The 25,029-nt window shown below is 55.5% G+C and carries 25 protein-coding genes; 4 read left to right on the forward strand and 21 right to left on the reverse strand.

Annotated elements, in window-relative coordinates; translation table 11 throughout:
- Positions 1 to 873 (reverse strand): hypothetical protein (locus O146_RS11770; RefSeq protein ID WP_035000758.1); only part of this gene is annotated, 873 nt, incomplete at its 3' end.
- A gap of 377 nt (positions 874 to 1,250) precedes the next feature.
- On the opposite strand from O146_RS11770, the gene O146_RS0108995 reads away from it, so the two are divergent.
- The gene (locus tag O146_RS0108995) at positions 1,251 to 2,492 is read left to right on the forward strand and encodes an amidohydrolase (protein ID WP_051619375.1); all 1,242 of its coding nucleotides are present in this window, start codon (positions 1,251 to 1,253) and stop codon (positions 2,490 to 2,492) included.
- A gap of 39 nt (positions 2,493 to 2,531) precedes the next feature.
- Here the strand turns inward: O146_RS0108995 and pyk are convergent, their stop codons facing one another.
- The 16 genes from pyk to O146_RS0109080 form a co-directional block, all read right to left on the reverse strand.
- Positions 2,532 to 3,962 carry a pyruvate kinase gene (gene pyk / locus O146_RS0109000; RefSeq protein WP_027018258.1) on the reverse strand — a complete coding sequence of 477 codons (1,431 nt, stop codon included), beginning with the start codon at positions 3,960 to 3,962 and terminating at the stop codon, positions 2,532 to 2,534.
- A 30-nt stretch (positions 3,963 to 3,992) separates the two neighbouring features.
- The gene (lgt, locus tag O146_RS11775; protein WP_051619376.1) at positions 3,993 to 4,892 is read right to left on the reverse strand and encodes a prolipoprotein diacylglyceryl transferase; all 900 of its coding nucleotides are present in this window, start codon (positions 4,890 to 4,892) and stop codon (positions 3,993 to 3,995) included.
- 114 nt (positions 4,893 to 5,006) lie between these two features.
- Positions 5,007 to 5,885, reverse strand: coding sequence for an indole-3-glycerol phosphate synthase TrpC (locus O146_RS0109010; RefSeq protein ID WP_027018259.1), 879 nt, complete (start codon positions 5,883 to 5,885; stop codon positions 5,007 to 5,009).
- Between the two features lie 159 nt (positions 5,886 to 6,044).
- Complete coding sequence (locus tag O146_RS0109020; protein ID WP_035000759.1) at positions 6,045 to 6,716, reverse strand: TIGR02234 family membrane protein; 672 nt, start codon at positions 6,714 to 6,716, stop codon at positions 6,045 to 6,047.
- Positions 6,717 to 6,720: 4 nt separating this feature from the next.
- Positions 6,721 to 7,086, reverse strand: coding sequence for a phosphoribosyl-AMP cyclohydrolase (gene hisI / locus O146_RS0109025; RefSeq protein ID WP_027018261.1), 366 nt, complete (start codon positions 7,084 to 7,086; stop codon positions 6,721 to 6,723).
- Complete coding sequence (gene hisF / locus O146_RS0109030; RefSeq protein WP_027018262.1) at positions 7,086 to 7,862, reverse strand: imidazole glycerol phosphate synthase subunit HisF; 777 nt, start codon at positions 7,860 to 7,862, stop codon at positions 7,086 to 7,088. Before hisF ends, hisI begins: the two co-directional genes overlap by 1 nt.
- 117 nt (positions 7,863 to 7,979) lie before the next feature.
- A complete protein-coding gene (locus tag O146_RS0109035) occupies positions 7,980 to 8,801 on the reverse strand; it encodes an inositol monophosphatase family protein (RefSeq protein WP_051619377.1) in 822 nt (273 codons plus the stop codon).
- 12 nt (positions 8,802 to 8,813) lie between these two features.
- On the reverse strand, positions 8,814 to 9,575 hold the full coding sequence (priA, locus tag O146_RS0109040) for a bifunctional 1-(5-phosphoribosyl)-5-((5-phosphoribosylamino)methylideneamino)imidazole-4-carboxamide isomerase/phosphoribosylanthranilate isomerase PriA (protein WP_027018264.1): 762 nt from the start codon (positions 9,573 to 9,575) through the stop codon (positions 8,814 to 8,816).
- Positions 9,576 to 9,616: 41 nt separating this feature from the next.
- Positions 9,617 to 10,249: an imidazole glycerol phosphate synthase subunit HisH gene (hisH, locus tag O146_RS0109045; protein WP_021352409.1), complete on the reverse strand. Its 633-nt coding sequence runs from the start codon at positions 10,247 to 10,249 to the stop codon at positions 9,617 to 9,619.
- Between the two features lie 15 nt (positions 10,250 to 10,264).
- On the reverse strand, positions 10,265 to 11,647 hold the full coding sequence (locus O146_RS0109050; protein ID WP_027018265.1) for an MFS transporter: 1,383 nt from the start codon (positions 11,645 to 11,647) through the stop codon (positions 10,265 to 10,267).
- A gap of 56 nt (positions 11,648 to 11,703) precedes the next feature.
- Entirely contained in the window at positions 11,704 to 11,871 is a 168-nt protein-coding gene (locus tag O146_RS12775) for a hypothetical protein (protein WP_021352412.1), read from the reverse strand.
- Positions 11,871 to 12,476 (reverse strand): imidazoleglycerol-phosphate dehydratase HisB, encoded by a 606-nt coding sequence (gene hisB / locus O146_RS0109060; RefSeq protein ID WP_027018266.1) that lies wholly within the window; start codon positions 12,474 to 12,476, stop codon positions 11,871 to 11,873. Before hisB ends, O146_RS12775 begins: the two co-directional genes overlap by 1 nt.
- Entirely contained in the window at positions 12,473 to 13,567 is a 1,095-nt protein-coding gene (locus O146_RS0109065; protein WP_027018267.1) for a histidinol-phosphate transaminase, read from the reverse strand. The genes hisB and O146_RS0109065 overlap by 4 nt, the downstream gene beginning before the upstream one ends.
- Before the next feature lie 3 nt (positions 13,568 to 13,570).
- Entirely contained in the window at positions 13,571 to 14,896 is a 1,326-nt protein-coding gene (gene hisD, locus O146_RS0109070; protein ID WP_021352415.1) for a histidinol dehydrogenase, read from the reverse strand.
- A 22-nt stretch (positions 14,897 to 14,918) separates the two neighbouring features.
- Complete coding sequence (locus O146_RS11780; protein ID WP_051619378.1) at positions 14,919 to 15,455, reverse strand: hypothetical protein; 537 nt, start codon at positions 15,453 to 15,455, stop codon at positions 14,919 to 14,921.
- A gap of 3 nt (positions 15,456 to 15,458) precedes the next feature.
- Positions 15,459 to 16,166, reverse strand: coding sequence for a hypothetical protein (locus O146_RS0109080; protein WP_027018268.1), 708 nt, complete (start codon positions 16,164 to 16,166; stop codon positions 15,459 to 15,461).
- Between the two features lie 207 nt (positions 16,167 to 16,373).
- On the opposite strand from O146_RS0109080, the gene O146_RS11785 reads away from it, so the two are divergent.
- The 3 genes from O146_RS11785 (at position 16,374) to O146_RS0109095 (ending at position 20,350) form a co-directional block, all read left to right on the forward strand.
- The gene (locus tag O146_RS11785) at positions 16,374 to 17,045 is read left to right on the forward strand and encodes a TetR family transcriptional regulator (RefSeq protein WP_162163374.1); all 672 of its coding nucleotides are present in this window, start codon (positions 16,374 to 16,376) and stop codon (positions 17,043 to 17,045) included.
- 83 nt (positions 17,046 to 17,128) lie between these two features.
- Positions 17,129 to 18,505 (forward strand): hypothetical protein, encoded by a 1,377-nt coding sequence (locus O146_RS0109090; protein ID WP_035000761.1) that lies wholly within the window; start codon positions 17,129 to 17,131, stop codon positions 18,503 to 18,505.
- Positions 18,506 to 18,604: 99 nt separating this feature from the next.
- A complete protein-coding gene (locus O146_RS0109095) occupies positions 18,605 to 20,350 on the forward strand; it encodes a BCCT family transporter (protein ID WP_027018270.1) in 1,746 nt (581 codons plus the stop codon).
- Positions 20,351 to 20,386: 36 nt separating this feature from the next.
- On the opposite strand, the gene O146_RS0109100 is transcribed toward O146_RS0109095, so the two are convergent.
- The 4 genes from O146_RS0109100 to O146_RS0109115 all read right to left on the reverse strand — a co-directional run bounded on the left by O146_RS0109100 (position 20,387) and on the right by O146_RS0109115 (position 25,022).
- A complete protein-coding gene (locus tag O146_RS0109100) occupies positions 20,387 to 21,076 on the reverse strand; it encodes a S1 family peptidase (protein WP_027018271.1) in 690 nt (229 codons plus the stop codon).
- A 98-nt stretch (positions 21,077 to 21,174) separates the two neighbouring features.
- Positions 21,175 to 22,008 carry an ABC transporter ATP-binding protein gene (locus tag O146_RS0109105; protein ID WP_023019267.1) on the reverse strand — a complete coding sequence of 278 codons (834 nt, stop codon included), beginning with the start codon at positions 22,006 to 22,008 and terminating at the stop codon, positions 21,175 to 21,177.
- A gap of 5 nt (positions 22,009 to 22,013) precedes the next feature.
- The gene (locus O146_RS0109110; RefSeq protein ID WP_425265836.1) at positions 22,014 to 23,975 is read right to left on the reverse strand and encodes a dipeptide/oligopeptide/nickel ABC transporter permease/ATP-binding protein; all 1,962 of its coding nucleotides are present in this window, start codon (positions 23,973 to 23,975) and stop codon (positions 22,014 to 22,016) included.
- An 81-nt stretch (positions 23,976 to 24,056) separates the two neighbouring features.
- A complete protein-coding gene (locus O146_RS0109115) occupies positions 24,057 to 25,022 on the reverse strand; it encodes an ABC transporter permease (protein WP_023019265.1) in 966 nt (321 codons plus the stop codon).
- Positions 25,023 to 25,029: the final 7 nt, after the last annotated feature.

Below are 25,029 nucleotides of genomic sequence, written 5' to 3' on the forward strand. Positions count from 1 at the left end.
CGGAAGTTTGTACTGCTCCCCTAGTTCGACCTCGCCGTCAGCAACGAGGGCGTTGAAATACTTTTTCGTCTCCTGCTCAATCTTGTATTCAAAATTACTGTACTTATCAGCATCTTCAAAGCCACCGCGGTACTGGTTAGCAATCTCCTTGCCTACCTGCTCCGGATTCTGAGATTGAATCAACTGCTCTTTGAATTTTTCCTTAGATTCTTCAAAGGCTTCTTCTGCAGTCGCCGGAAGTTTGTACTGCTCCCCTAGTTCGACCTCGCCGTCAGCAACGAGGGCGTTGAAATACTTTTTCGTCTCCTGCTCAATCTTGTATTCGAACGTGTTGTACTCACCAGCATCTTTAAAGCCGCCGCGGTACTGGTTAGCAATTTCCTTGCCTACCTGCTCCGGGTTTTTCGTCTCAATCAAGCGAGACTTAATTTTAGTCTCTTTATCTTTTTTGAAAGCTTCTTCCCAAGTGGGCAGAATGTACGACGGATCCTCAAGATCAATGTCATTGTCATGTACACGTTCAGTAAAGTGGCGCTTTACTTTCTGCTCAAGCTGGTATTCAAAACGGCCGAAGGCTGCTTCATCACCGGAAAATTGATCTTTGTATTTCCCAGCAACTTCTTGAGCAACCGCTTCTGGATTCTTCGTCTCAGTTAAACGGGCATCGATTGTCTGCTTTTCACGATCAAACACTTCCTGAGCAGCGGGTGCCTGGTTCGCATTCTCCTCAGCTGCCGTTACTGCCCCACCGTTTGCGTCCTGCCCGGATGCATAGTTTGCGCCCACGATGCCGCTGCCTGCAACAGCAACTGCAGTTGCGATTGCGAGACCACGACGCTTGACCGTCCGGTTAACTGATTTTGGAATTGACAACGCTTTCCCCTAACGAAAGTCTCAACCGAACGACGACGCCCAGCTGCTGATAACACTTACAGCCAGAATGTTATAGCTTTGCTACATTCCACACAAGAAAACCTTAGAAAATCTTTCGGGTTTACTACACATTTTCCTACTGGGCAGACAAAGTCTCGGCTTAGAAAAATTATTACCCACCTGAGCTGCACAAACAGATTTTTGCTCGTGGAATTTTCATACTGGCCCAGATGCGCTTCGGACCACACCACCTTATACCGGGGGTACTCCGCTCACTCCCCGCTCTCGCCAGTAATGGTCGTGTCACCTTTCAAAAGACAAGTTCGGATCCTTTCTCTCTGCATTCAGCCTCGTGCTATTTAGCTAGCATTATTTGCATGTCTCAGCACTCAAAAACTTCACAAGCCAGCCCCAATCCACAACACATTGCCGACCTTCTCAATAACCACACCGCAGATCTTTCCTGGCAACAAGCCTTTTACGACGACCTCCACGAACACCCCGAGCTTTCCCACCAGGAAGAACGCACAGCCGCAGCCATCCACGCCGCCCTCCAGCGCTTTGATGTCGAGGTGACCACCGGAATTGGCGGCCACGGCATCACCGCTGTTATGCGCAACCAAGCCACAGAGGAAACTCCCACTGCCCTCATGCGTGCGGATTTTGATGCGTTGTTTGTCGATGGCAACAACATGCACGCCTGCGGGCACGATATGCACACCACTGCCCTGCTCGGGGCGCTGGCAATCTTAGACAATCTCCGCGAGCATTGGGCCGGTACAGTCATTGCGTTATTCCAACCAGCCGAAGAATCCTCCATCGGTGCCAAGCTCATGATCGAAGACGACCTCATCGGCAAGATCCCCGCCCCGGATGTGTGCCTGGGCCAACACGTCATGCCTGGGCGCGCAGGCGAAGTACAAACCCGGCGCGGTCCGTTAATGGCGGGCTGCGATTCCATCAAGGTCACTATCTTTGGCAAGTCCGCCCACGCATCGATGCCGCACAAGTCGATTGACCCAACGTATACGGCTGCGATGATCGTTACTCGTTTGCAGGCAATCGTCGGCCGGGAGGTCGCACCCGATGAGTTTTTCGTGATTTCCGTGGGCACTCTGCGCTCGGGCGATACCAACAACATCATTCCGGACAGCGCGGAGCTGGTGCTCAACACCCGCTATTACGACGAGGAATTAGCAGAACGCGTATACGCTGCGCTCAAGCGCGTGGTGCAAGCAGAAGTCGATGCTTCTGGTTCCACACAAGAACCTGTTTATCATTTCTATGCCCACGGCGAGGTGGTAGATAACAACGACGCAGTTTTTAACCGTGTGCGCCGGACTTTCGACGCTACTTTTGGTGAGCAGAGCGTAACAGCGCAGCGTTCCACGGTCTCGGAAGATTTCACCTATTTGCCTAAGGCATGGAACGTGCCTTACCTGTTCTGGTTCGTGGGTAGTACTCCGCGCAAGCTCTGGGACGAGGCTGCAGAACGAGGCACCCTAGATGAAGATGTCCCAGTCAATCACCAGGCGAACTTTGTGCCCGAATATAAACCAACAGTGCACGCAACCACCCTTGCGGGTGCCGGTGCACTGCTGAGCTTCGTAGCGGCTTAGAGCAATTGCCCTGGTTATTGTGCGCTCATGTTTTGCCGTTTAGTCCTGTGGCGTAATGCGCACGTCTTCGCCGATCGCGTGGACGTGCACCATGTTGGTATTGCCTTCGACCCCAGGTGGAGTACCAGCAACCAGGACGATTACGTCGTCGCGGTGATAGCCATCGACCTTAACCAACTGGCGGTCGAGTACGTGCAGCATTTCGTCGGTAGAAGCGACCTCCGGACACGAGAATGTCTCCACGCCCCATGTCAGTGCTAATTGTGAGCGCACTGACTCGTGCGGGGTGAAGACCAACAGTGGCAGCTGGGATCGCAGACGCGACAAACGCTTGGCAGTATCGCCCGAGGTAGTAAACGCCACGAGAGCCTTGGAGTTCAAACGCTCGGCGATGTCGCGGGCGGAATACGCAATCACACCGCGTTTGGTGCGTGGGATATGCCCCAAATCAGGCAGCTCACCAATGGTTTCGGCTTCCAGCACAATGCGTGCCATAGTACGGACCACGTTGTGCGGATCTACGCCCACGGAAGTTTCTCCCGACAGCATCACCGCATCAGCACCGTCGAGCACCGCATTGGCCACGTCGGAGGCTTCTGCTCGGGTCGGGCGTGAATTCTCGATCATCGAATCCAGCATCTGGGTAGCCACGATCACCGGCTTCGCATTCTCGCGAGCGATCTGAATCGCTCGCTTCTGCACCAGCGGCACCTGCTCCAGCGGGACTTCCACGCCCAAATCGCCACGGGCAACCATAACCGCATCGAAAGCCAAGATGATGGACTCCAAAGCGTCGACGGCCTCTGGCTTCTCCAACTTCGCAATCACTGGTACGCGGCGGCCTTCTTCATCCATGATCGCGTGAACCAAGTCCACATCCGATGGTGAGCGCACAAACGACAACGCAATAAAGTCCACGCCTAGGCGTAGCGCGAAGCGTAAATCTTCAATATCTTTTTCCGACAGCGCCGGCACGGAAATATTCATTCCGGGCAAGGAAACACCCTTGTTATTGGATACCGGGCCGCCCTCAGTCACACGACAGACCACATCGGTGCCGTCAACTTCAACGCATTCTACGGCGACTTTGCCGTCATCAATCAATAGTCGATCGCCCGGGCGGGCGTCGTCGGCAAGATTTTTATAAGTGGTCGACACCCGATCATGGGTGCCTTCCACATCATCGACGGTGATACGCACCGTTTCGCCGGTTGCCCAATAGGTTTCATTCTCAGTAAACCGGCCCAGGCGAATCTTCGGGCCTTGCAGATCAGCCAACACACCAACAGCCTTGCCACTTTTCGTGGCGGCCTGGCGCACCCATTCATAGTTGCGCTGGTGATCTTCGTGTTCACCATGCGAAAAGTTCAGGCGAGCAACGTTCATCCCGTCAGCAACCAAGCCCGAAATGGCTTCCTGGCTGGCGACGGCTGGTCCAAGTGTGCATACAATCTTTGTTCGTCTGTCCACGTCGCCTAAGTTTACCCGCTTAGCGCACCGCTAGTCAGAGTTTTTCGGTTTCGCAGGAGCCGCCGGATCCACCAAGCCCTCCTGAACTTGGCGCCGAAAGCGCTTGCCCAGGACATCCAAGGCAACGATCGCAAGAACACAAGCGACCACAGAAACCACCGCGTTCACACGCACTGCATCAAATAGCAACGTGGCTTCGTCGGAACGCATCAGCTCAATCCAGAACCGACCTGCGGTATAACCCACCACATACAACGCGAAGACTTGCCCGCCGCCCAAACGGAAGCGCTTGTGCACCCACAACAAAAAGACAAAGATTGCTACGTTCCACAACAGCTCATACAGGAAGGTCGGATGTACCGTCGCGATGACCTCACCCGTGGATGTTCCCGCAACCGGAGCATAATTGCCGTTTTCATCCACGCGCTGGTAAATCTCCAACGCCCACGGAACATCAGTAGCTCGACCGTACAACTCCTGGTTAAACCAGTTACCCAAACGCCCAATGCCCTGCGCCAGCACGATGGCCGGAGCCGCAGCATCTGCGAATGGGGCCAGGCGAATTCCACGAATTTTAAACATCACCGCCACAGCAATAGTGCCCAATGCAATCGCACCCCAAATACCCAAACCACCATTAGTGATCCGCAAAGCATCCACCGGGTCACAATCCGCACAAAAATACTTGTGGTGATCCGTAATCACGTGATAAGCACGGCCGCCAATCACCCCAGCAGGAATCGCCAGAATCGCCGCGTCCCACACCACGTTGGAGTCGCCGCCAGCCCGCACATAACGAGCCTGCGTGATATACAGCGCGACGATAATGCCTGCAATGATGCACAAGGCATAAGCACGCAAAGGCAGTGGCCCCAGCTGCCACACCCCCTGCGGCGGAGACGGAATATTCGCCAAAAAATCTGTAACCATGACTTAGGATTCTGCCATAAGCCCCCAAAGCATAATCCAGCGTGCTAAGTCAGGCCGATACTACGGATAGATAGGCGGGGTGCTACCGCAGCTAGCAATGGCAAAATGAAGCGCTCAACTACGCCAGACAGGGCATGCTGGGTGCAAGCCGGCTGCCACCAGATCACGGGCCAGCACCGCCGGGCGCGGCGCAGCCATGAGAGCTTCCCCCACCAACACCGCATCCGCTCCCCACCCGGCGTAACGCCAAACTTCGCGGGCACTCACTACCCCACCCAAGCCAATACGCACCACATCGCTGGGCAAGTGAGGCACGATAGCGGAAAATCGATGCGGATTTAAGTGCCGCGAATGCAAGCCTCGGGCATTAATACCGACGACTTTTACCCCAGCGGCAACCGCACGTTGGGCTTGTTCCGGGCTACGCACTTCTGCCAATACCGTCATCCCCAGGCTTTCAATGCGATCAACTAATGCCACCAGACGTGCTTGCGCCAATAGCTCTACCTGCAGCGGAACCATATCGGCACCAAAAAAGCGGGCTTCATGCACTTGGTAGGGGTCCACTATGATGTCCCGGCACAGCATAGGGACGGAACTAGCTGCCCGGGCAGTAGCCATATCTTCCAAGGACCCGCGAAAACGCAGCTGTTCTGTCTGGCAGGCGACCGCCACCACCCCGGCTTGCGCGAACCCTTGCGCCAAGCCGGCGACGTCGGCAAGCGAAGACACAGCATCGAAATCAAGCAAACGCGGCGCATCGGCGTAAACTGCACAATCATTGCCACCGTGCATATGCGGCACAGGATTGGCACGTTTAATTTCCGCAATGATGCTACAACCAGGGCGAAGCAACTCTGATACTACCGGGCGCGGGCTGGGCACAGACCGCGAAAGCGCTTTGATATCCGCAAACGATACGCGGGCTTCACGGGCGGCGACGTCGGCAAGTATTTCAGCCACGATGGCATCAGCTGCCAGCACGGTTGTCACCAGCTACCACCCCTTCGTGTACGCGCACCATCATGCGCAGCATCATGCTTTGAGTATTCCACATCACTACAAAGAACACCACTGCAAAGCACATTAAGGCCAGCCTAGTATCACCCAGGTGGGGGCTGTACGGCGGCTGGTAGCCTTCCAAAACAGCAATCAGCGGTCGTCTAGCCTACGATTATCAGAAGAAGTCTGACCGCTTGGGCGCTCGCTCGGATCGATATCGGCATCCAGCGCATCCCACAACACGCGTCCAGAATCTGGGCTTTCTGCCAACTCGCGCTCAAGCTTTTCCTCACGCGCAGCTTTCCGCTCATATTTGTTCACCGCAGCCGGATCTACTCCCGGCCGCATAGCCAAAAGCACCGAGGCAAACAGCGCCACAGCACAGGCCAGCAAGCTCAACACCGGGCCAACAACATTTGGCTCCGCTGCCACCACGTGGGCCCATTCGCTAATGCCTTCCGCATTCACCGCGGTTTCATTCGTGGCAGCCGCGCGCAGCACGTTGCGAGCATGCTCCGGATCCGGAGTTCCAGCCAACATCGTCAAGCCAGACCAACTAGCACCAATGGCAGCCAGAGCAGAAATAACACCGACCACACGACGCCCCAAGCGCCGCAACGCCAAGCCAGCAACACACCCAGCCAACATAACCAAAGCAAGCGCGGTGGTTTCCATGGACCACTGCCCGCCACTAATCGCAATTGCGCGATCCCCCGCCAAATCATCGGCGGTTTCAGCAACCACCCAATCCATCCGGGACGCTCCCCACAGACCAGCAGCGCCCAAACCCAATAACAGCGCAGAAACCCGATGCGAAAACATTATTTTAGGCTAGCAAAACGTCAGCATCGAAACATGTGCGATCACCCGTATGGCAAGCCCCACCACTTTGCCGAACGCGCAACAGCACCGTGTCGCCATCGCAATCCAGCGCCACCGACTCCACCTGCTGGGTATTGCCGGAAGTCAAACCTTTAATCCAGTATTCCTGGCGAGAGCGCGAGTAATAGGTGCCACGGCGTGTCGCCAGCGTGTATGCCAACGCATGAGTATCCATCCACGCCAGCATGAGCACTTCCCCGGTATCGGCTGCCTGCACCACCACCGGAAGCAAACCGGCAGCATTGAGCTTAAGCCGCTTACCGACGTCCGGATCCAACTCATAATCAGCAGGGTTATCTTGTGTACTCATCATCGCACCGTCAATCCCGCAGTCACCATGGTGGCTTTAACCTGATCGATAGTGACCTCCCCGAAGTGGAAAATCGACGCCGCGAGCACCGCATCGGCACCAGCCGCGATCGCTGGTGGGAAATGTTCCGCCGCCCCGGCCCCGCCCGAAGCGATTACCGGTAAATTCGTGTGCTTCCGCACAGCGGTGATCAACTCGAGATCAAAACCAGCTTTCGTACCATCGCCGTCCATGGAATTCAGCAAAATCTCGCCGACCCCAAGTTCTTGGCCCGTGCGCACCCATTCAACGGCATCGAGGCCTGCGGATTTCGATCCACCATGGGTAGTGACTTCAAAACCCGAAGGCATATCAGCTACTGGATTTCCGGCTACCCTACGCGCATCCACCGAAAGCACAATGCACTGCGAACCAAAACGACGAGACAACTCGCGGAGCAACTCTGGACGATGAATAGCCGCGGTGTTGATCGAGACTTTATCTGCACCGGCACGCAATAATTCATCCACGTCCGCAGCGCTACGCACCCCACCGCCCACGGTCAAAGGAATAAACACTTGCTCAGCAGTTGCACGCACAACTTCCAACATGGTGCCGCGCCCCTGCTGAGAAGCAGAAACATCCAAGAAGGTCAGCTCGTCTGCCCCCTCAGCCTCATAGCGACGAGCGAGTTCCACGGGGTCACCGGCATCACGCAGGCCGGTAAAATTTACGCCTTTGACCACGCGGCCATCTTTTACATCCAAGCACGGGATCACCCGCGTTGCCAGGCTCATGAGCACTGCCCCTTTTCTAGTATTTCCAACCGAGTTTTCTGACCGGTGTTTATGGCCGAGATTTCTGACCGGTGTTTATGGCCGTATTTACCGTATTTTAAGACCTGAGCTGAGCCGCTAGTTCTCTCGCACCAAACGGTGCAAGCGATGATGAATATCGGCGCTGCCGGCAATGATGCCATGCGAACGCGTCGTCCATGGCCGACCTTCCAGGTCAGTGACCACCAACCCGGCCTCAGCGTTCAACAACGCCCCCGCAGCATTATCCCAGGGGAACGGTGAAAAATTCATAATGCCATCAAAAATTCCTTCAGCAGCAAAAGCCAAATCGAGGCCCACCGAACCAGTAATACGGGTGGATAGGCCCTGCGAAACAATATCTTCCAGCATTTGTGCACGACGGTGTGCGGAAACCTGATCCACCGCAGCCGAACCCACGTTGGACGCCCCAATGTGCCCGTGTGGTCGATGACGCACAAAATGCTCTCCGTTTCGCAACACTCCCCCACCGGCTACTGCGCTAATGCGCTTGTGCAGCAACGGCAATGCAATCATGCCGACCACCGGCCGGTAATTCGCCACCAAGGCAACATTAATCGCACACATCGGATTGCCCGCCGCGAAGTTCGCGGTGCCATCGATCGGATCAATTACCCACGCAGGTTCTGCGCCAATCTCCCCGCCGCGCTCCTCACCACAGACCGTAGCGCCAGCGATGCCCTGCAATGTGTCGCGCAAATATTCTTCAATACTGAAATCGACAGTGGTCACCGGCGATCCCCCGGACTTCCTGCTAGCGGGCGCAGTGCCGAAGCCAGCACGAAACATCTCCTCGGCCTCGCCTAGGAGTTCTTCCAACTGTGCTAGGTACTGCAGCGATTCTTGCGCATTCGTCTCATATGCTCTCGACTCACGTGCAGTGCTCTCGGATGCATCCATTAAAACCCGATCTTAGCCACGTGTGGTCTTGCTTACTAGTCCATCCACCAATTCGAGTGCCGCTGACAAACTAAAACGGTCCTCATACAACGCTTTGCCAATAATCACGGAATCGATTCCTTCATTGGCATGCTTGGCGACGGCCGCCACATCGTCCAAACTAGAAATCCCACCCGAAGCCGTAATATTTGCTTCAGTAGCTGCACTAACTTCCCGCAACAGATCGATATTGGGGCCGGTCAGCGTGCCGTCTTTCGACACATCGGTGACAACGAAGCGCCGGCAGCCAGCCGCGTCTAGACGTTCCAATACCTCCCACAGGTCCCCGCCGTCGGTTTCCCAACCCCGACCGCGAGTACGCCATTCGCCCGATTCATCGCGCAACACCGCGAGGTCCACCGCGACGACATCGGCATGTTCGGCCAAAACTCGCTCGATCCATGCCGGTTTCTCCAGCGCGGCAGTACCAATATTCACGCGACGCGCACCGGTAGCTAGAGCTCGCTGCAAAGATGCATCATCACGAATACCACCGGTTAGCTCAATGTTAACCCCCACCTCGGCCATAATCTGCGCCAACAGCTCGTGGTTGGAACCACGCCCGAAGGCCGCATCCAAATCAACGCAGTGGATCCACTGTGCACCCTGCTGTTGCCATCGGCGAGCAGCAGCAATCGGATCACCATATGATTTTTCTGTGCCAGCAGCGCCTTGATCCAAGCGAACAGCTTGGCCATCGACAACATCAACAGCGGGGAGAAGACTAAAATTCATGACAGCTTCTTTCTTGTTCCTTTAGCACGGTGTGCAGCCTGTTATAGCGTGTTAATCCAGTTCCGCAGCAACTGCGAACCAGCCGCACCAGATTTTTCTGGATGGAATTGTGTCGCCCACAACGCACCGTTGTCGACTGCAGCCACAAAACGATCGCCATCATGCTCGGACCAAGCAACGCGCGGCGGGGCTGCAAAATCAGTGCCATCTAATTGCCAGGTGCGCACCCCATAAGAGTGCACGAAATAGAAGCGTTCGTCGTCGGAAAGCTCAGCAAACATGGGCGAATCAGGCTGCTGCACGGTATTCCACCCCATGTGCGGCAATACCCGCGCCTGCAATCGTTCAACAGTGCCCGGCCATTCACCGCAACCATCGGCGGCTTCGTCATGTTCCACACCGTGTTCAAACAACACCTGCATGCCCACGCAAATCCCCAACACCGGACGCTCACCGGCTAGGCGCTGGCCGATGATCCGGGGGCCGTGAACCTCACGTAGCCCACGCATGCACGCAGCAAACGCGCCCACCCCCGGCACGAGTAGGCCATCTGCATTCAGACAAATTTGCGGATCTTTGGTAATTTCTACGTCCGCACCGACGTGCTCAAGGGCGCGGTAAGCACTACGGATATTTCCGGAACCATAATCAAGCAGGGCAACAGTCGGGCTCATGCCTGACAGTTTAGGCTATGACTTCTTACCAAACCGCAAACGGGAAGCACCCCTGCGGGAGACACGCCACGCACGACCCGCCGTGCGAGCTCCCGGCACCTGCCGCAAACGCCCACGGATATGGTGATATTCGGTGGTCCGATGCTTACCGATGAAAGCATCCAGGCTGGTCAGAATCATTAATAAGAAAACGATTCCCGCAGCGGCAAGGTAAGTTCCGGCATAACCATAACCTGCAACCAGAGCACCGAGAGCCAAAGAGCCTAGCCCAGTGCCAGCGTCATAAAAAATATTCCAGACGGCCGAAGCCTCGGAGAATTTGTGTCGCGGTAGGCGATCAAACATAGACAGCAACGCGTCGTTTTGCATAGCACCGAAGGCGGCGCCGAAAAGCAGTGCGGCCAAAACCAGCCACCAGATCGACCAGCCGGCATAAGTCGCAATGGCCATCAACAACATGCTGAACAATCCAAGAATCTGCATGGGGATCATCAACATGCCCGGCTTTCCGGTGCGGTCGGCAACCGTACCGGAAACCAAACGGAAGATGAAGGTCATCGCCCCGATTAACGAGAGCATGAAACCAGCCAGTACAGCACCAGTAGCCGGGTCCGCTTCACGAACCGAAGCTGGCAAGAACGACGAGACCACACCATAGCTCATCGAAATACTAGTCATCGCCAGCGCAGGCACAAGCACTAATTTCCACATAGATACGTGCACAACACCGGTGTTGTCTTCATCCGCGGTGGCTGGGAATAGCTTCGGCAACCGAACAATCATGGCAACCGCAATCAAAGCGGTGATCGCTGCCAGGTAATACACCGTGTGATAACCCCAGGCGTCGCCCATCATCAAGCCCACAGGCATGAACACCATTTGCGCACCACCAACGAATACGCCCAAAATTCCAGTGGCTTTACCCAACAGGCGAATAGGCACTAATTCTGCGATCAAGGCGGACTGCGCAACGGTCAAGGCACCGAATCCGGTACCGCGCAAAGCAGAAAACAGCAGCACCACCCACGGTTCCATCCCTAACAAATGCCCCAGTGCGGGTACTCCCAGCATGAAGGCAGCAACCATCATCACCGGGTTATAGCCAAACTTGCGCACCAACTGCGGGGTAAAGATCTGGATGGCGACGGTCGCAGCCATGAACGAACCGGTAGCACCACCGGCAAGAGTGGCAGAACCTCCCGAATCAAGCACTGCCAGGGGCAACACGGGTAGCAGCAAAGAAAACGCGCCGAAAGCAGCACCGATCGCCACCATCGTGGAGCTAAAACCAGGAACTTTCCAGATCGAGCCCGCCGGCGACTGGACTACCCGCGGTTGCTCATCACCAGTAGCCTGCTCACGCTGGTCGTTGTTGTCACCACCATGCTGCTGACTCATCGTCGGCATCGCCTCCTCGCTTTACGCAGTGCTGTCGCTCACCTACTTTTCGCAGCTTACGGCATCTGCATAGTCATCATCCATATGGCCAGCACTATCACTGACACCGCAGCAACGGCAGCAATAATCGTCCAGGCTTTGGCACCGGCACGATAGGCACTGACGGCGCCACCAGCGAGCAAACCGGCGAACAAAAATGTGATTAATACCGATAGATTCGCCATTACAGCGCACCTTTAGTAGACGGGATATGGCCAGCTTGCTTCGGATCAATCTGCACCGCGGCACGCAAGGCTCGGGCCACCGCCTTGAATTCTGCTTCGGTGATGTGATGCGGGTCGCGGCCATAATGGCAGCGAACATGCAAAGTCAGCCCCGCGTGCTTGGCAAAAGTATCAAAAAAATGCTCATTCATAACCGTTGCGTAGTGGCCGCCAATGATCTGGTGCACCAAGTGCTCCGGTTCTCCCCGAAACACGCAATACGGCCTACCGGAAATATCCACCACGGCTTCTACCAGCGCTTCATCCATTGGCAACTGCTGCTGGCCAAAACGGGTAATTCCGGCTTTATCTCCGAGCGCCTTCGCAAAAGCTTCGCCTAAAACAATCGCGGTATCTTCCACAGTGTGATGAGCGTCGACTTCAATATCGCCACGCGCCGCAACCTGCAACCCAAAGCCACCGTGCACGGCGAAAGCAGTAAGCATATGGTCAAAAAACGGCAGACCAGTGGAAATATCGGTTGTTGCTGGGCCGTCCACATTGATTTCTACCGAGATATCAGATTCACTCGTGACCCGTTTATGCGTGCCAATGCGTGCGCTCATCGCTGCACCTCCCGTGCTGCTTGCAAAAAGGCTTCGTTTTCTTCTGGTGTACCGATCGTCGCCCGCAAATATCCGGCAACGCCGACGTCACGGATCAACACCCCACGATCCAAAAACTGCTGCCAGACTTCGTGTTGTTCAGCGAATTTTCCGAAAAACACAAAATTGGATTCGCTGGGCATCACGGTATAACCGAATTTCTCCAGCCCGGCAACCACATGATTGCGCCCTTCGATTAGCTTGCCGACGTCGGCCAGCGTCTCATCAGCATGGCGCAAAGCAGCGCGGGCAGCAGCTTGTGTCAACACCGAAAGGTGATACGGCAAACGTACTAACTGCACGGCCTCCACGAAGGCGGGATCGGCAACAAAATAGCCCAGCCGCACCCCCGCAAAATCGAAAGCTTTGGACATGGTGCGCGAGACCACCAGTGTGGCAGGATACTTCGTGATCAGCGTTGTGGCCGACGGGCTTGCAGAAAATTCTGCGTAAGCTTCGTCGACAATCACAATGCCGTTGGCAGCATGGGCAGCCTGACACAGCTGCTCAATTTCGTCCAAACTAGTGGGCGTACCAGTCGGGTTATTGGGCGTCGTAATAAACACGACCGACGGTCGGTGTTCGGCGATTGTAGCCAGTGCGGAATCAATATCGACGGTGAAATCTGCCCGCCGCGGGACGTTAAGAAATTCTGTGTGTGTACCAGCAGCCAAAATTGAATGCATAGAATACGACGGCTGGAAACCCAACACGCTACGGCCAGGACCACCAAATGCCTGCAACAATTGCTGCAAAATCTCATTCGATCCGTTGGCTGCCCACACGTTTTCCCCAGTAACCTCTACCCCGGTCCGACGTGTCACATAGTCCGCCAAGTCCACACGTAACTGCACCGCATCGCGGTCCGGATACCGGTTAAGTTGGGAAGACAATTGCCTGATCTCCTCCAACAACGTTTCCACTAGTGCCGGTGACGGCGGGTATGGATTTTCGTTGGTATTCAGCGCAACTGGTACCGCAAGCTGTGGGGCTCCATAAGCGCGTTGGCCACGCAGCTCCTCGCGCAAAGGCAAATGGGAAATATCGACCATGCGCTACCCCTCCGCGTTTTCCGCACGCTCAGCAAAACGCGCCCGGATCGCCTCACCATGGGCAGGCAGCTGTTCGGCCTGCGAAAATGCAATCACGTGCTCTGCGACCGAACGCAAACCTACACGATCATAGTCAATCAAGTTCACCGGACGTAGGAAGGTATGCGTCGACAACCCTGCCGAGAAGCGAGCTGTGCCTCCCGTAGGCAACACGTGGTTAGAACCGGCCACGTAATCACCCAACGGCACGGGAGAATATTCCCCCACAAAAATCGCTCCCGCATGGCGAACGCGTTCGGCAATTTCGCGGGCATTTTCCGTATGCACTTCCAAATGTTCAGCCGCATAGGCATCTGCCACACGTACGGCTTGCTCAAGGTCGTCGACAAGCACAATGCCGGACTGTTGACCGCGCAAGGCTTGTTCGACACGAGCGTGGTTGGCAGTCACGCCATAGCGCTTTGCAACCTCATGGTTCACGCGAGTGGCAAACTCTTCATCAGCAGTGATCAGGACACTCGCTGCCATCTCATCGTGTTCTGCCTGGGAGATCAGGTCATACGCGACCCAAATCGGGTTCGCAGTGTGATCGGCGATAATCGCAATCTCCGTGGGGCCGGCCTCCGAATCAATACCAACCACGCCTTGTACCAAACGCTTGGCGGCAGCGACATAAATATTGCCCGGGCCGGTGACCATATCCACCGGCTCACACAACTCATCATCACCATAAGCCAGCAGCGCCACCGCTTGCGCGCCGCCAACCGCCCAGACTTCATCAACACCGAGCAACCGGCAAACAGCCAAAATAGTCGGATGCGGCCAACCACCACAATCTTCCTGTGGAGGGCTCGCGACTACGAGTGATTCTGTGCCGGCCTCCTGTGCCGGCACAGCATTCATGATTACCGACGACGGATACACCGCCTGTCCACCAGGTACATACAAGCCGACGCGTTCCACCGGACGGAAAACCTCAGTCACGCGGGCGCCGTCGGCAAGCTCGGTCGTATGCGATTGTGGTTTTTGCTCACTATGTACCTTGCGGGTCCGAGCAATGGCTTCCTCAATCGCCGCGCGCACATCCGGCTGCAACTCACCGACGGCACGGTCCATAATTTCTGCTGGCACGCGCACAGAGTCCGGCCGCACGCGATCAAAACGAGCACCAAATTCCAATGCCGCTTGCGCCCCACCCGTTTTCACCGCTTCAATAATGGGCGTGACCGTCGGCAAAACCGACGTAATATCTGTACCGCCCCGTGGCAGGCTACGGCGCAATTGGGCAGTGGTGGGCACTTGGCCTCGCAGGTCGATCGTGCTTAACACCGTAGTGGCTCCTTAATGCTGGCTAGGCGTCTTCTGTTTGTTTCACGACAGGGTTTTTCGTGGTTTCCGTCGCAGGACTAAGAACCTGTAACGACCAATACACCAGCATAGCCACGAATGGCGAGACCAGGTAACCCGAAATACCGGGTTTGGCGGCAGCTACCGTCGTGATCGTAGTCCCCGGCGCAAGCTGATCAGCAGCCCCTATGCCATGCACACTCATGCCAACGACGTCGCCAATGGCCAGAAATGACACTGCCCCTGCTAAAGCAACCACGCCAATCCACAACAAATCCACAAATTTGCGGGAACCTTGCAGAAGATAGGCGAAAATCGCCAATGCCACGGACATCGCGGCAGTGGCGATCACATACGTCGCAAACGCTATGAAATGGCTGGAATCAGAATAATCTGGGATCAGACTCTCGGTACTGACAACCTGCGCTGAAAACGTCGGGCGCAACAACCCCCAAATTGCGCCGCCAACGGAATACACGATCAGCCAGAGACCAATCAGCCCAGCCCGGTCCCCCAACCAGCGCGGAATACTGCGAGCCATGAATTACTTACAGAACTTCCACTGGCCGTCTTCGATCTGGTAGCGCTGGATGGATTCATCCTTGCCCTGCGGGGTGTTTACCGTAACGGTTGCCGAAGCACGGTCGCCGTTGCGCTGCACGTTGGTGACAGACTCAATGTACGAGCGGTTTGGCATAAGTTCATATGCCCGGTCGAATTGCGCACGAGTTGCCGGATCTAATTCATCCATATTGAAGGCATTAGCGCCACCAATTTCATCCAAAGCCGCGCGGCAAGTGTTATTCGGGATGTACTGCATGAATTTCGTCAGGGTCTCCTGCTGGTACGCGCCATCCAACAGCTGACGAATCTCACCGATGGTTTGCTCGTCGGCAGGCTGACCACCCTCGACAGGAGCCACATTCAAACGCTGTTGGTCGAGCTGCTGATCGAATGGGTTGACAGGCTGACCATTATGGCCACCCTGTGCTGGGGCACCGCCCGCTGCCGCTTGGTTACCAGGCTTCGGCTGCTGCCCCTCAGGGTGCTGATCTTCTTCTTTCTTGTCGTGTTCGTCCTTATGCTCCGGGTCTTCGGTTGGGGTTGCCGAAGGGGTTTCCGACGTGCTGGTGACAGTGGAAGTGTTTTTCGCAGCGGTTTCCTCGTCAGCCGACGAGCACCCAGCCACAATCAGTGGGGCCAGTGCAGCGAGAGCCACAATGGCTTTTTTGGGTGTCAGGGACAAAGACATGGATGCTCCTTGAATATTTGGGGTAGCGCCACGGAGGCGAATACTTGAACTCTTTGGCGTAACGTCACGTAATCCTAACAGCCTGCCCCGCGTGCGAACATGAAAACTTCCTCGGAACTTGCTGTGAGCTTCAGGCTAGGCGCTGCGAATCGCGGCGCTCGCCGTCACGTACTACACACAAAACAGACTGCCGTAAACTATGCAATTGTGCAGCTACACCGCGAAACCATCATCTCCCAGGCCCTGGAGCTTCTTGACACCTATGGGCTGGCGGATATGACGATGCGCCGGGTAGCAAACTCCCTCGGCGTTGCCGCAGGAGCCCTCTATTGGCATATCGCCAACAAACAAGAATTGATTACAGCGGTAGCAAAAAAGATTCTGCAGCCGGTTTTTGCGCTTGTCGACGCACCACCGGGCAGTATGTACGCTAGCCCCCAGGATTTTTGCACCACGCTGCACTCCACACTGCTTGCCCACCGTGATGGAGCCGAGCTGGTGCACGCAGCGGTCTCACAACCACATTCTCCCTTGTGGTCTCACCTATGTGACAGCCTTGTGGCTAGCATTCACCACGAGCTTGGACACAATGCGCCGAAAAAAGGTCACGTTGCGACCATCCACGCCGCAGACCACGCTGAGGCCGACGTCATCGCTACCGCGACCTCGGCTCTGCACCTAGTGTTCGGCGCAAGCATAATGGAACAATCAGCTCAGCAATTGCTCGCTGCCAGTAAATCGGCTGCCACTAAATCCGCTAGCTCTAATACCGATGGTTCTAACGCAAACAATTGCAACGGGGCTGGCAACACCGATGTCGAACGAGGCATTACCGTGTTATTAGCAGGGCTGCAATCCCGGTGCCACGAGCAGAGTTAACCCAGCGTCATGAGCAGGGTTACCCCGGTGCCATTAACAGAACTGCCAGCCCCACAGCCGCCCAACCAGGAAGGATCACTGCCGTGACGCAAGCCCATAACGCCACGCTGACCGTCTCCAATGACACGATCACCATGATGCGTAGCGAATTATCCGCAGCGCTATACCGCGGCGACGAATCGCGCACGGTCTCAACCATCAATATTGCTGACATCACCGGCATTTCCGCCACTGAACCCACCGCGCTAGAGTGCGGCTCCGTTGTGCTCCACGGCACTGATATGTCAGTCACCTTCCCACCTGGCCAAGCGAGCACCAAAGCACTACAAGCATTCATCACCGATATTCGTGACGCCCAACAAGGAAAAGCTCCAGCCGAAGGTGCGGTAGCCGGACTAAATTTCCTAGCCATTGCTATCGAGTCAACGGGAAACGTCGAGAAGAATACAGGAGACAACACAGACGGCGAAGGCAAAGCAGAGGTCAATACCAACGGCACAGCCTCATACAACAACGTACTGCGCGTCCACACCGTGGAGTACACCGACGGCCAGGCCAACACAGAAAAAACGTGGAACATAGAAGAATTCGCGCACCATTTGCAGAATTCGCCAGCGCTTGTCGACGGCTCGACGCCGATCGTCGCCCACAACGGTTTTTATCAGGCAGCACAGCTGCATCGGGCGCTGGCTGCTACTCACGCTACATTCACCTACGCGTGCACACTAGCCCTAGCCCGCAACGCCAGCACACATGCCACCATCAAAGTTCGCGACCATGAATTAGACACGATCGCCCAAGCACTGGAAGTCGCAACAGACAAACCCGCTTCCACAGAAAGCGCGGCCGCTGCCGCCTACGTCACCGGTGAGATACTCGTAGAGCTAGCCTTGCGCGAACATCACCGCGGCAGCGTTGCCGAGTTATATGCCGCCAGTAATTTTGCACTGGGCAAAGTTCACGGCGACACCCACATTCCCGTACTGCGCACTGATCTCAGCGAATTAGCCGGTGGCGGAGCACAAAGCACCGGCAGCAACGCGCAAGCCGGCCAAAGCAGCCAGCAGGCGTCGACAAGCGAAAAAGCCGGGAAATCCTCGGCGAAATCCGGTAGTGGCCAGCCCGCCCCGTGGCAAGCCGTCGCCACCCCAGATACCGTGCCGGAAGCGAACCACAATGCAGACTCAGACCATCCGTTATTCGGCGAACACGTCACGCTAACCGGGGAATTCGAGCCTTACGACAAAGGTCGGTTGTGGTCAGACATTGCGGAACGCGGCGCGCAAATCGGCAAAAATGTCACGAAGAAAACCACCATTTTGGTGGTTGGCGAATGGGCGAAAAAGACCTCGAAAGAAAAGCGAGCGGAGGAACTCAACGAAAAAGGTCAAGGGATCGCCATTTGGCCGGCATCCAAGCTCCTGCACGTCTTGGGGCTAGACGAAGAGCCTCCGTTCTAGGAATCCTCCGTCCCAGCGCCGGGACAAAAATCTCCCCAGCCAAGGTCAGGCTCAGTATAATCCCTGCTAGAACTTTGTAACCTAGCTGGCAGGAAGAATATGACGCCACCTTCTACATCATCAACCGGGTCCGCACCCACTAAGCGCAGACTCCGGCTCCAAACTGACCCCTTCGTCTTTTTCACCGCCACCATCTTCGTGGCGGTTTTCGTGGCCGGAACCATCGCCTTCGGTTCCCGGGCTCGCGATCTCTACAGCGATGCTTCCGACACACTGCTGCGGAATTTCGCATGGCTTTATATCGGTGGTTTTTCCGTCATCTTCGTGTTCCTGATCGGAATCTTCGTCTCCAAATTCGGAAAACTGCGCTTAGGCGACGACGAAGACGAACCTGAATTTTCCTTGCCCGTTTGGTTCGCTATGCTTTTCGCGGCCGGGCTAGGCGCTACCCTGCTGTTTTGGGGTGCCGCTGAACCAATCCACCACGCGTATAATCCGCCACGTGGCGAGCTGGAACCGATGAGCCAAGAGGCCATCACACAGGCATTCGAATACACCTACTACCACTTCGCTGCCCACATGTGGGTAATTTTTGTGCTGCCGGGCTTGGCAATGGGCTATTTCATTTACAAGCGCAAAATGCCTGCACGCATCTCTTCGGTATTCTCACCATTTCTGGGCGGAATGGTCTACCGCTGGCCGGGCAAACTAATTGATGCAATGGCCATCATCGGCACCATCTTTGGTCTTGCGGTTTCTGTCGGCTTGGGTGTACTACAAATCAACGCCGGACTAAACATCATGTGGGGTGTGCCGCTAGTCGGCTGGGTCGAAGTGCTGATCATCGTCGGAATTACCGTGACCGCTTCTATTTCTGTGGCCACCGGCCTGGATAAGGGCGTGAAAATCCTATCCAACCTGAACATTCTCGGTGCCGTACTACTGATGATCTTCGTGGCCGTCATGGGTCCAACGCTGAAAGTTATTAACCACACGACGGAAGCGTTCGGAATTTATGCCAGCAGCCTGCCAGAACTGATGTTTTGGGTAGACTCCTACAACGAAAACCCAGGGTGGCTAAATTCCTGGACGGCCTTCTACTGGGCGTGGACAATATGCTGGTCGCCATTCGTCGGCATGTTCATCGCACGTATCTCACGTGGGCGCACCGTACGCGAATTCATCGGTGGTGTGCTCGCCTTGCCGACGATTTTCGTCATCGTATGGTTCTCCATCTTTGGCCGCTCCGCCATCGAAATGGAGCTGGAAGATCCCGGTGTGCTGACCGGGCCAGTCGTTGAAGAAGGCAACACCCCGGTTGCCTTGTTCGCGCTCCTGGAGCAATACCCGCTGTATGCCGTATCCGGCACGCTGGCCTTGGCTGTCATCACGATTTTCTTCATCACCTCAATTGACTCCGCTGCCCTGGTGATGGATACATTCGCCACCGGTGAAGAGGCCAAATCCCCTACCTACTACCGCGTCGCGTGGGCGATTGCTGTCGGTGTAGTAACCGCTGCCTTATTGTTCATCAACGAATCCGGAATCCAAGCGATCCAGGAAGTGGTGACCATCGTCGCGCTGCCATTCTTCATCATGCAAGGGTTCATCATGATCTCATTGCTGAAGGGTATGGGCGACGACTACGCGGCTTCGACACGCGTGCGCACCCGGCGCTGGGAAAAGACTGATACTCCGGAAAAACTGGAGAAAGCCGAAAACAAGCCAGCGCCAGGTTACGACAAAGATGGCAACGAAGTCGAAGCCCCGGAATTCGAATACGAAGAAGGCGACGGGTGGAAGCTCACCGGTAATGTCACGGTCGAAACGGACGACAAAAAATAGACGAAAAACCGTCAGGCAGCAGGCAAGAGAACTGTGTTAGAAATTCGCGGTGTCTCCTGTAGTCGCCAGTTTCTCCGCGATCCACTCTTTTTGCGCCGCAATATCAGCGAGGTTCAGTGGCACGCCGTTGCCAGAGATTGCCGAGGCCACACCCGCTAGCTTTCCATCAATAAAAAGCGGCCCGCCGGAATCACCTGGTTTGGAATAGGCACCATCTTGATGGTGCACAACAAACATCTTGCCGTTGCTATAACTGCCGTCTTGGTAGCTACCTTGTACCTCAGCGGTCGATTGCTGCAAGTAATTATGTTCGCGATTATCCCAACCGTAGAAGGTTCCGGTCTGTCCAGCCTGAGGCGATTCGGAAGCCAATTGTGGGTAGCTGTCGAAATCGAAGGCAGAATACATGGACATCCGCACAAGCGAAATGTCACCGCTTGGGGCATAGAAAGTTTCCTGCGAGCCTTTGCGGCCGCCCTTTTTGTCGATGCCAGTAGTGATCGGCATCGGGTGGTTACCTTCTCGGAAGCAGTGTTTTGCGGCGAGGACCCAGTGTGGGCTGATGACCGTACCCGTGCAGCCGCCGACAATGACGATATTCTGTGCCTTTTTGTCATCGGGAGAGACGTCATGGCCTCCCCGAACGGCATTGGCTTGCGGCGCTACCGCGCCGGTGACAGCAACAGCAATGGCGCTCAGAAGGAACGCAATCTTCTTCAATCTCATACCCAAGAGACTAATAAGATTCTTTTATGATCCCAAATAGTGTTAACTATCACTCATTTTTCGCACAAAACTCGCAGAGTCTGCTGGGATTCTCCGGGCTAATCCCCTAGTAGCGACGGCACTGCGCTTAGTAATTCGCGCGTGTATTCATGCTGCGGGTTGCCGAAAATTTCCTCGGTGGTATTTTCTTCCACGATTTCCCCACCGAGCATCACGCAAATCCGGTCGGATACGTAACGCACAGTGTTGATGTCGTGAGAAATGAACACCAAGCCCAAGCCCATTTCACGTTTGAGGTCCAACAACAAGTTAAGCACCTGCGCACGCACTGATACATCAAGTGCAGAGGTAGGTTCGTCGGCAATGATCACGTCCGGCTCTAGCACGAGCGCACGAGCAATAGCGACACGCTGACGTTGACCACCAGAAATCTGCCGCGGTAACACGTTGAGTGCTGATTGTGGCAGGCCAACTAGTGACAACAGCTCACGGACACGACTGAGACGATCGTTATGCGAGCCCACCCCATGCACATTCAACGGATCCAGCAATTGCTGCTGCACGCTCATGCGTGGGTTCAATGAGGTCGCTGGATCCTGGAAAACCACAGAAACTGACTTTCCCATTTGTTTGCGTGCAGATCTCCCCCAACCCAACTGCTCGCCTTTAAACAGCACCTCGCCAGAGGTAGGTTTCTGCAGCCCCACCATGACTTTGGCCAGGGTAGATTTACCGCAGCCGGATTCGCCGACAATGCCGACAATGTCGTTGCGGTAGATCTGGAAGTTAATGCCTTTATTCGCTTGCACCTTATTCGGGCTAAACAGACTACCGGTACGGGTTTTGAACACCACGCTGGTATCCCGCAGCTCCAGCACAGGCTGGCCTAGGTCTGATTTCTTAGCCGACAGGCTTTTATCCAATTCGGTCATGGCGACTAGCCTTCCTGCTTCGAACTATCAGCTGCCGCGTTAGCGCCACGGCGAACAGCCTCTAGCTCATCGGTGCTCGCGTAATAGTGGGTAGAGGTTGCTTCATCGCCGAGCAAACGCAGCGTTGGTTTTTCCTCCAACCCCAGCTCTGGGTATGACGAGCGCGGCGCGAAACGGTCCCCGTTGACGAATTCCGTCGGTGACGGCACTGTTCCTGGAATCTGGTACAAACGTTGTGCGTTAGCTTCGACAGACAAAACAGCACCGAGCAACCCACGAGTGTATTCGTGAGTCGGAGCATGCAGGATCTCGGCAGTGCTGCCTTGCTCGACCACCTGCCCCGCGTACATCACGGTAATTTTATCCGCCATGCGAGCCACCAAGGCTAGGTCATGCGAGACAAAGATCATCGCGAAGCCAAGTTTCTTTTGCAGATCATTAAGCAGTTCGACGACTTGCTTTTGCACCGTCACATCCAGTGCAGTAGTCGGTTCATCGGCAATCAACAAGCGCGGGTTCCGTGTCAGCGCCATTGCAATCAGCACGCGTTGACGCTGACCTCCAGAAAGCTCGTGTGGGTAGGACTTCAGCGTGCGATCTGGATCCAAACCAACCAGCTCTAGAAGTTCCCGGGCTCCGCGCTTTCCGCCTCGCTTAATCAATTGCGTCATCTGCGCCTTGATGAGCATCGAGGGATTCAGTGAGGACAAAGCATCCTGATAAATCATGGCGATTTCATGCCCGCGCAATGCGTTGTGCTGTTTTTCGCTCAGATCCAGCACGTTCTTTCCGTCGTAAAGAACTTCGCCCGTTTTCACCGCCGAATTCGGCAACAAGCCCATGATGGACATGGCCGAAATGGACTTGCCACAGCCAGACTCACCCACCAATCCCAAGGTTTCTCCAGGAGCAACGGAAAAGTTTACGCCGTCGATAATGTCGACCGACCCATGCGCATCCGGAAAACTAATGCGCAGATTTTTGACTTCCAGCAACGGGGTTTTCTTTGCAGAAGCCCCGGCCTCTGCCTTCCCAGCCTCGCGTCGTTGAGTCACCATGGACGAACCACGCAGAGCATTCAGCGATTGTTCCAGCGCAGCCTGGGATTCCTCCCGGGAAGTCGCGCCGAGAGTCTTCACAGCAGCAGCTTTCTCAGCTTGCTCGGCAGCTTTCGCATCATCGGCGATTGGTTTGCGTGCAGGCGGCGAAGCCAGTGCGTCGGTCATGCCCTCGGACATGATGTTCAAACACAACACGGTAATCAACAGCATCAAACCAGCGAAGAAAGTAGGCCACCAGGCACCGGTGAGCAAAATGCCCTGTCCATCGGACAGAATATTGCCCCACGATGGGTTCGGCGGCGCAACACCGGCGTTGATGAAGGACAACGAGGCTTCCAGCACAATCGCGTCAGCAACCAAAACCGTGGCAAAAACTAATACCGGCGCAATGCAGTTGCGCGCAACTTGTTTGAGCAAGATATGCGCTGTTGATGCACCCATGACCCGGGAGGCTGATACGTAGTCCTCACCGAACTGCCCCAAAACATTCGCACGAATAATACGGGACAGCTGCGGGGTATAAACGAAACCGATCGCGATGATCAAAATAGCTACGTTATTACCCCACACCGCAACGAAGACCGCGGCCAGCGCGATGGCGGGGAAGGACATGACGATGTCCAAAATACGCATCAAAATTTCTGAAACGACTTTGTTCGATGTCGCGGCAATTGAGCCCAACACAGCCGCGGCCAGCAAAGCCAGCCCTGTTGCCAACAAACCAATGAGCAGCGAGGAACGTGCACCGTAAATAACCCGCGATAAAATGTCACGACCAACGGAATCCGTACCGAATAAGTGCTCACCAGACGGTGCCTGAATCGGAGTTCCCGTAGACAATGGGTCATGCGGTGCGATAAGCGGCGCAAAGACAGCGGCCAGCACCACGAGGCCGAGGACCACCATGGAAATCTTTGATTTCAACGGCAGGTTTTTCAGGCCAGTAAATCGTGCGCCAGCTTTATTCTCCAGTTTTTGCTCGTAGCATTAGATGCTCCTAATCCGTGGATTCACCAGCACGTAGAGAATATCGACGATGATGTTGATAACGATGAACGCGATCGCGACCACCAATGTCACGCCTTGGACCAAGTAAACGTCGTTACGCACAACGCCATCGAGAATTAGCTGGCCCATCGCCTGGATATTAAAGATGATCTCAATGACGGCCGCACCACCCATGAGGTAGCCCACCCGAAGACCAAGCACTGTAATGGGAGTAATCAAAGCATTACGCAAGACATTTCGTCCGATGACGGTGCCACGCGGCACACCTGCACCGATGGCCATGCGGACGTAATCTTTGTCGAGTTCTTCCACCATCGAGGTACGCACGACACGGGTTAACGAACCTGCCACCGGCACAGCAAGTGCCACAGCAGGGAGGAAAATATTATTCGCCCAGGTCGCAGGATCTTGGCTAAACGGCACCCACCGGGCCACGACGGCTGGGAAGGCTCCCCAACCACCAGGAATGGTTCCCAGCCACTGGATCAACAAAATAGCCAACCAGAACGACGGGGTCGCTAGCGCGGCAATCGAAAGCACACGAATAACCTGGTCTACCCATTTTTCTCGGTAGATAGCAGCTAATACACCCAAGATCACGGAAACGATGACCGCTAACAGCAACCCTGTAAAAGTCAACTGCAGCGTGATGGGAAACGCGTGCGCGATGCGCTCGGTAACCGGCACGCCGCCGGATGACAAGCCCAGGTCGCCTTGCACCATGTTGACCAGAAACTGGCCATAGCGCACGAGTAATGGATCATTCAGACCGTGTTCTTCGCGGTAAGCCTCCAGGGCAGCGGGCGAAGCAGTCTCGCCGAGGGCGAGGCGTGCCGGGTCCGCTGGCGAGAACGACATGATGAAAAACACCAAGAACGTTACGCCCAGGACCATAATCGGCAGCGCCAGCAGCCTGCGTCCGACGAGGCGGATCAGATTAGACATTCAGTCT

The sequence above is a fragment of the Corynebacterium pseudodiphtheriticum DSM 44287 genome (assembly GCF_000688415.1).
In the GTDB taxonomy this organism is placed as follows: domain Bacteria; phylum Actinomycetota; class Actinomycetes; order Mycobacteriales; family Mycobacteriaceae; genus Corynebacterium; species Corynebacterium pseudodiphtheriticum.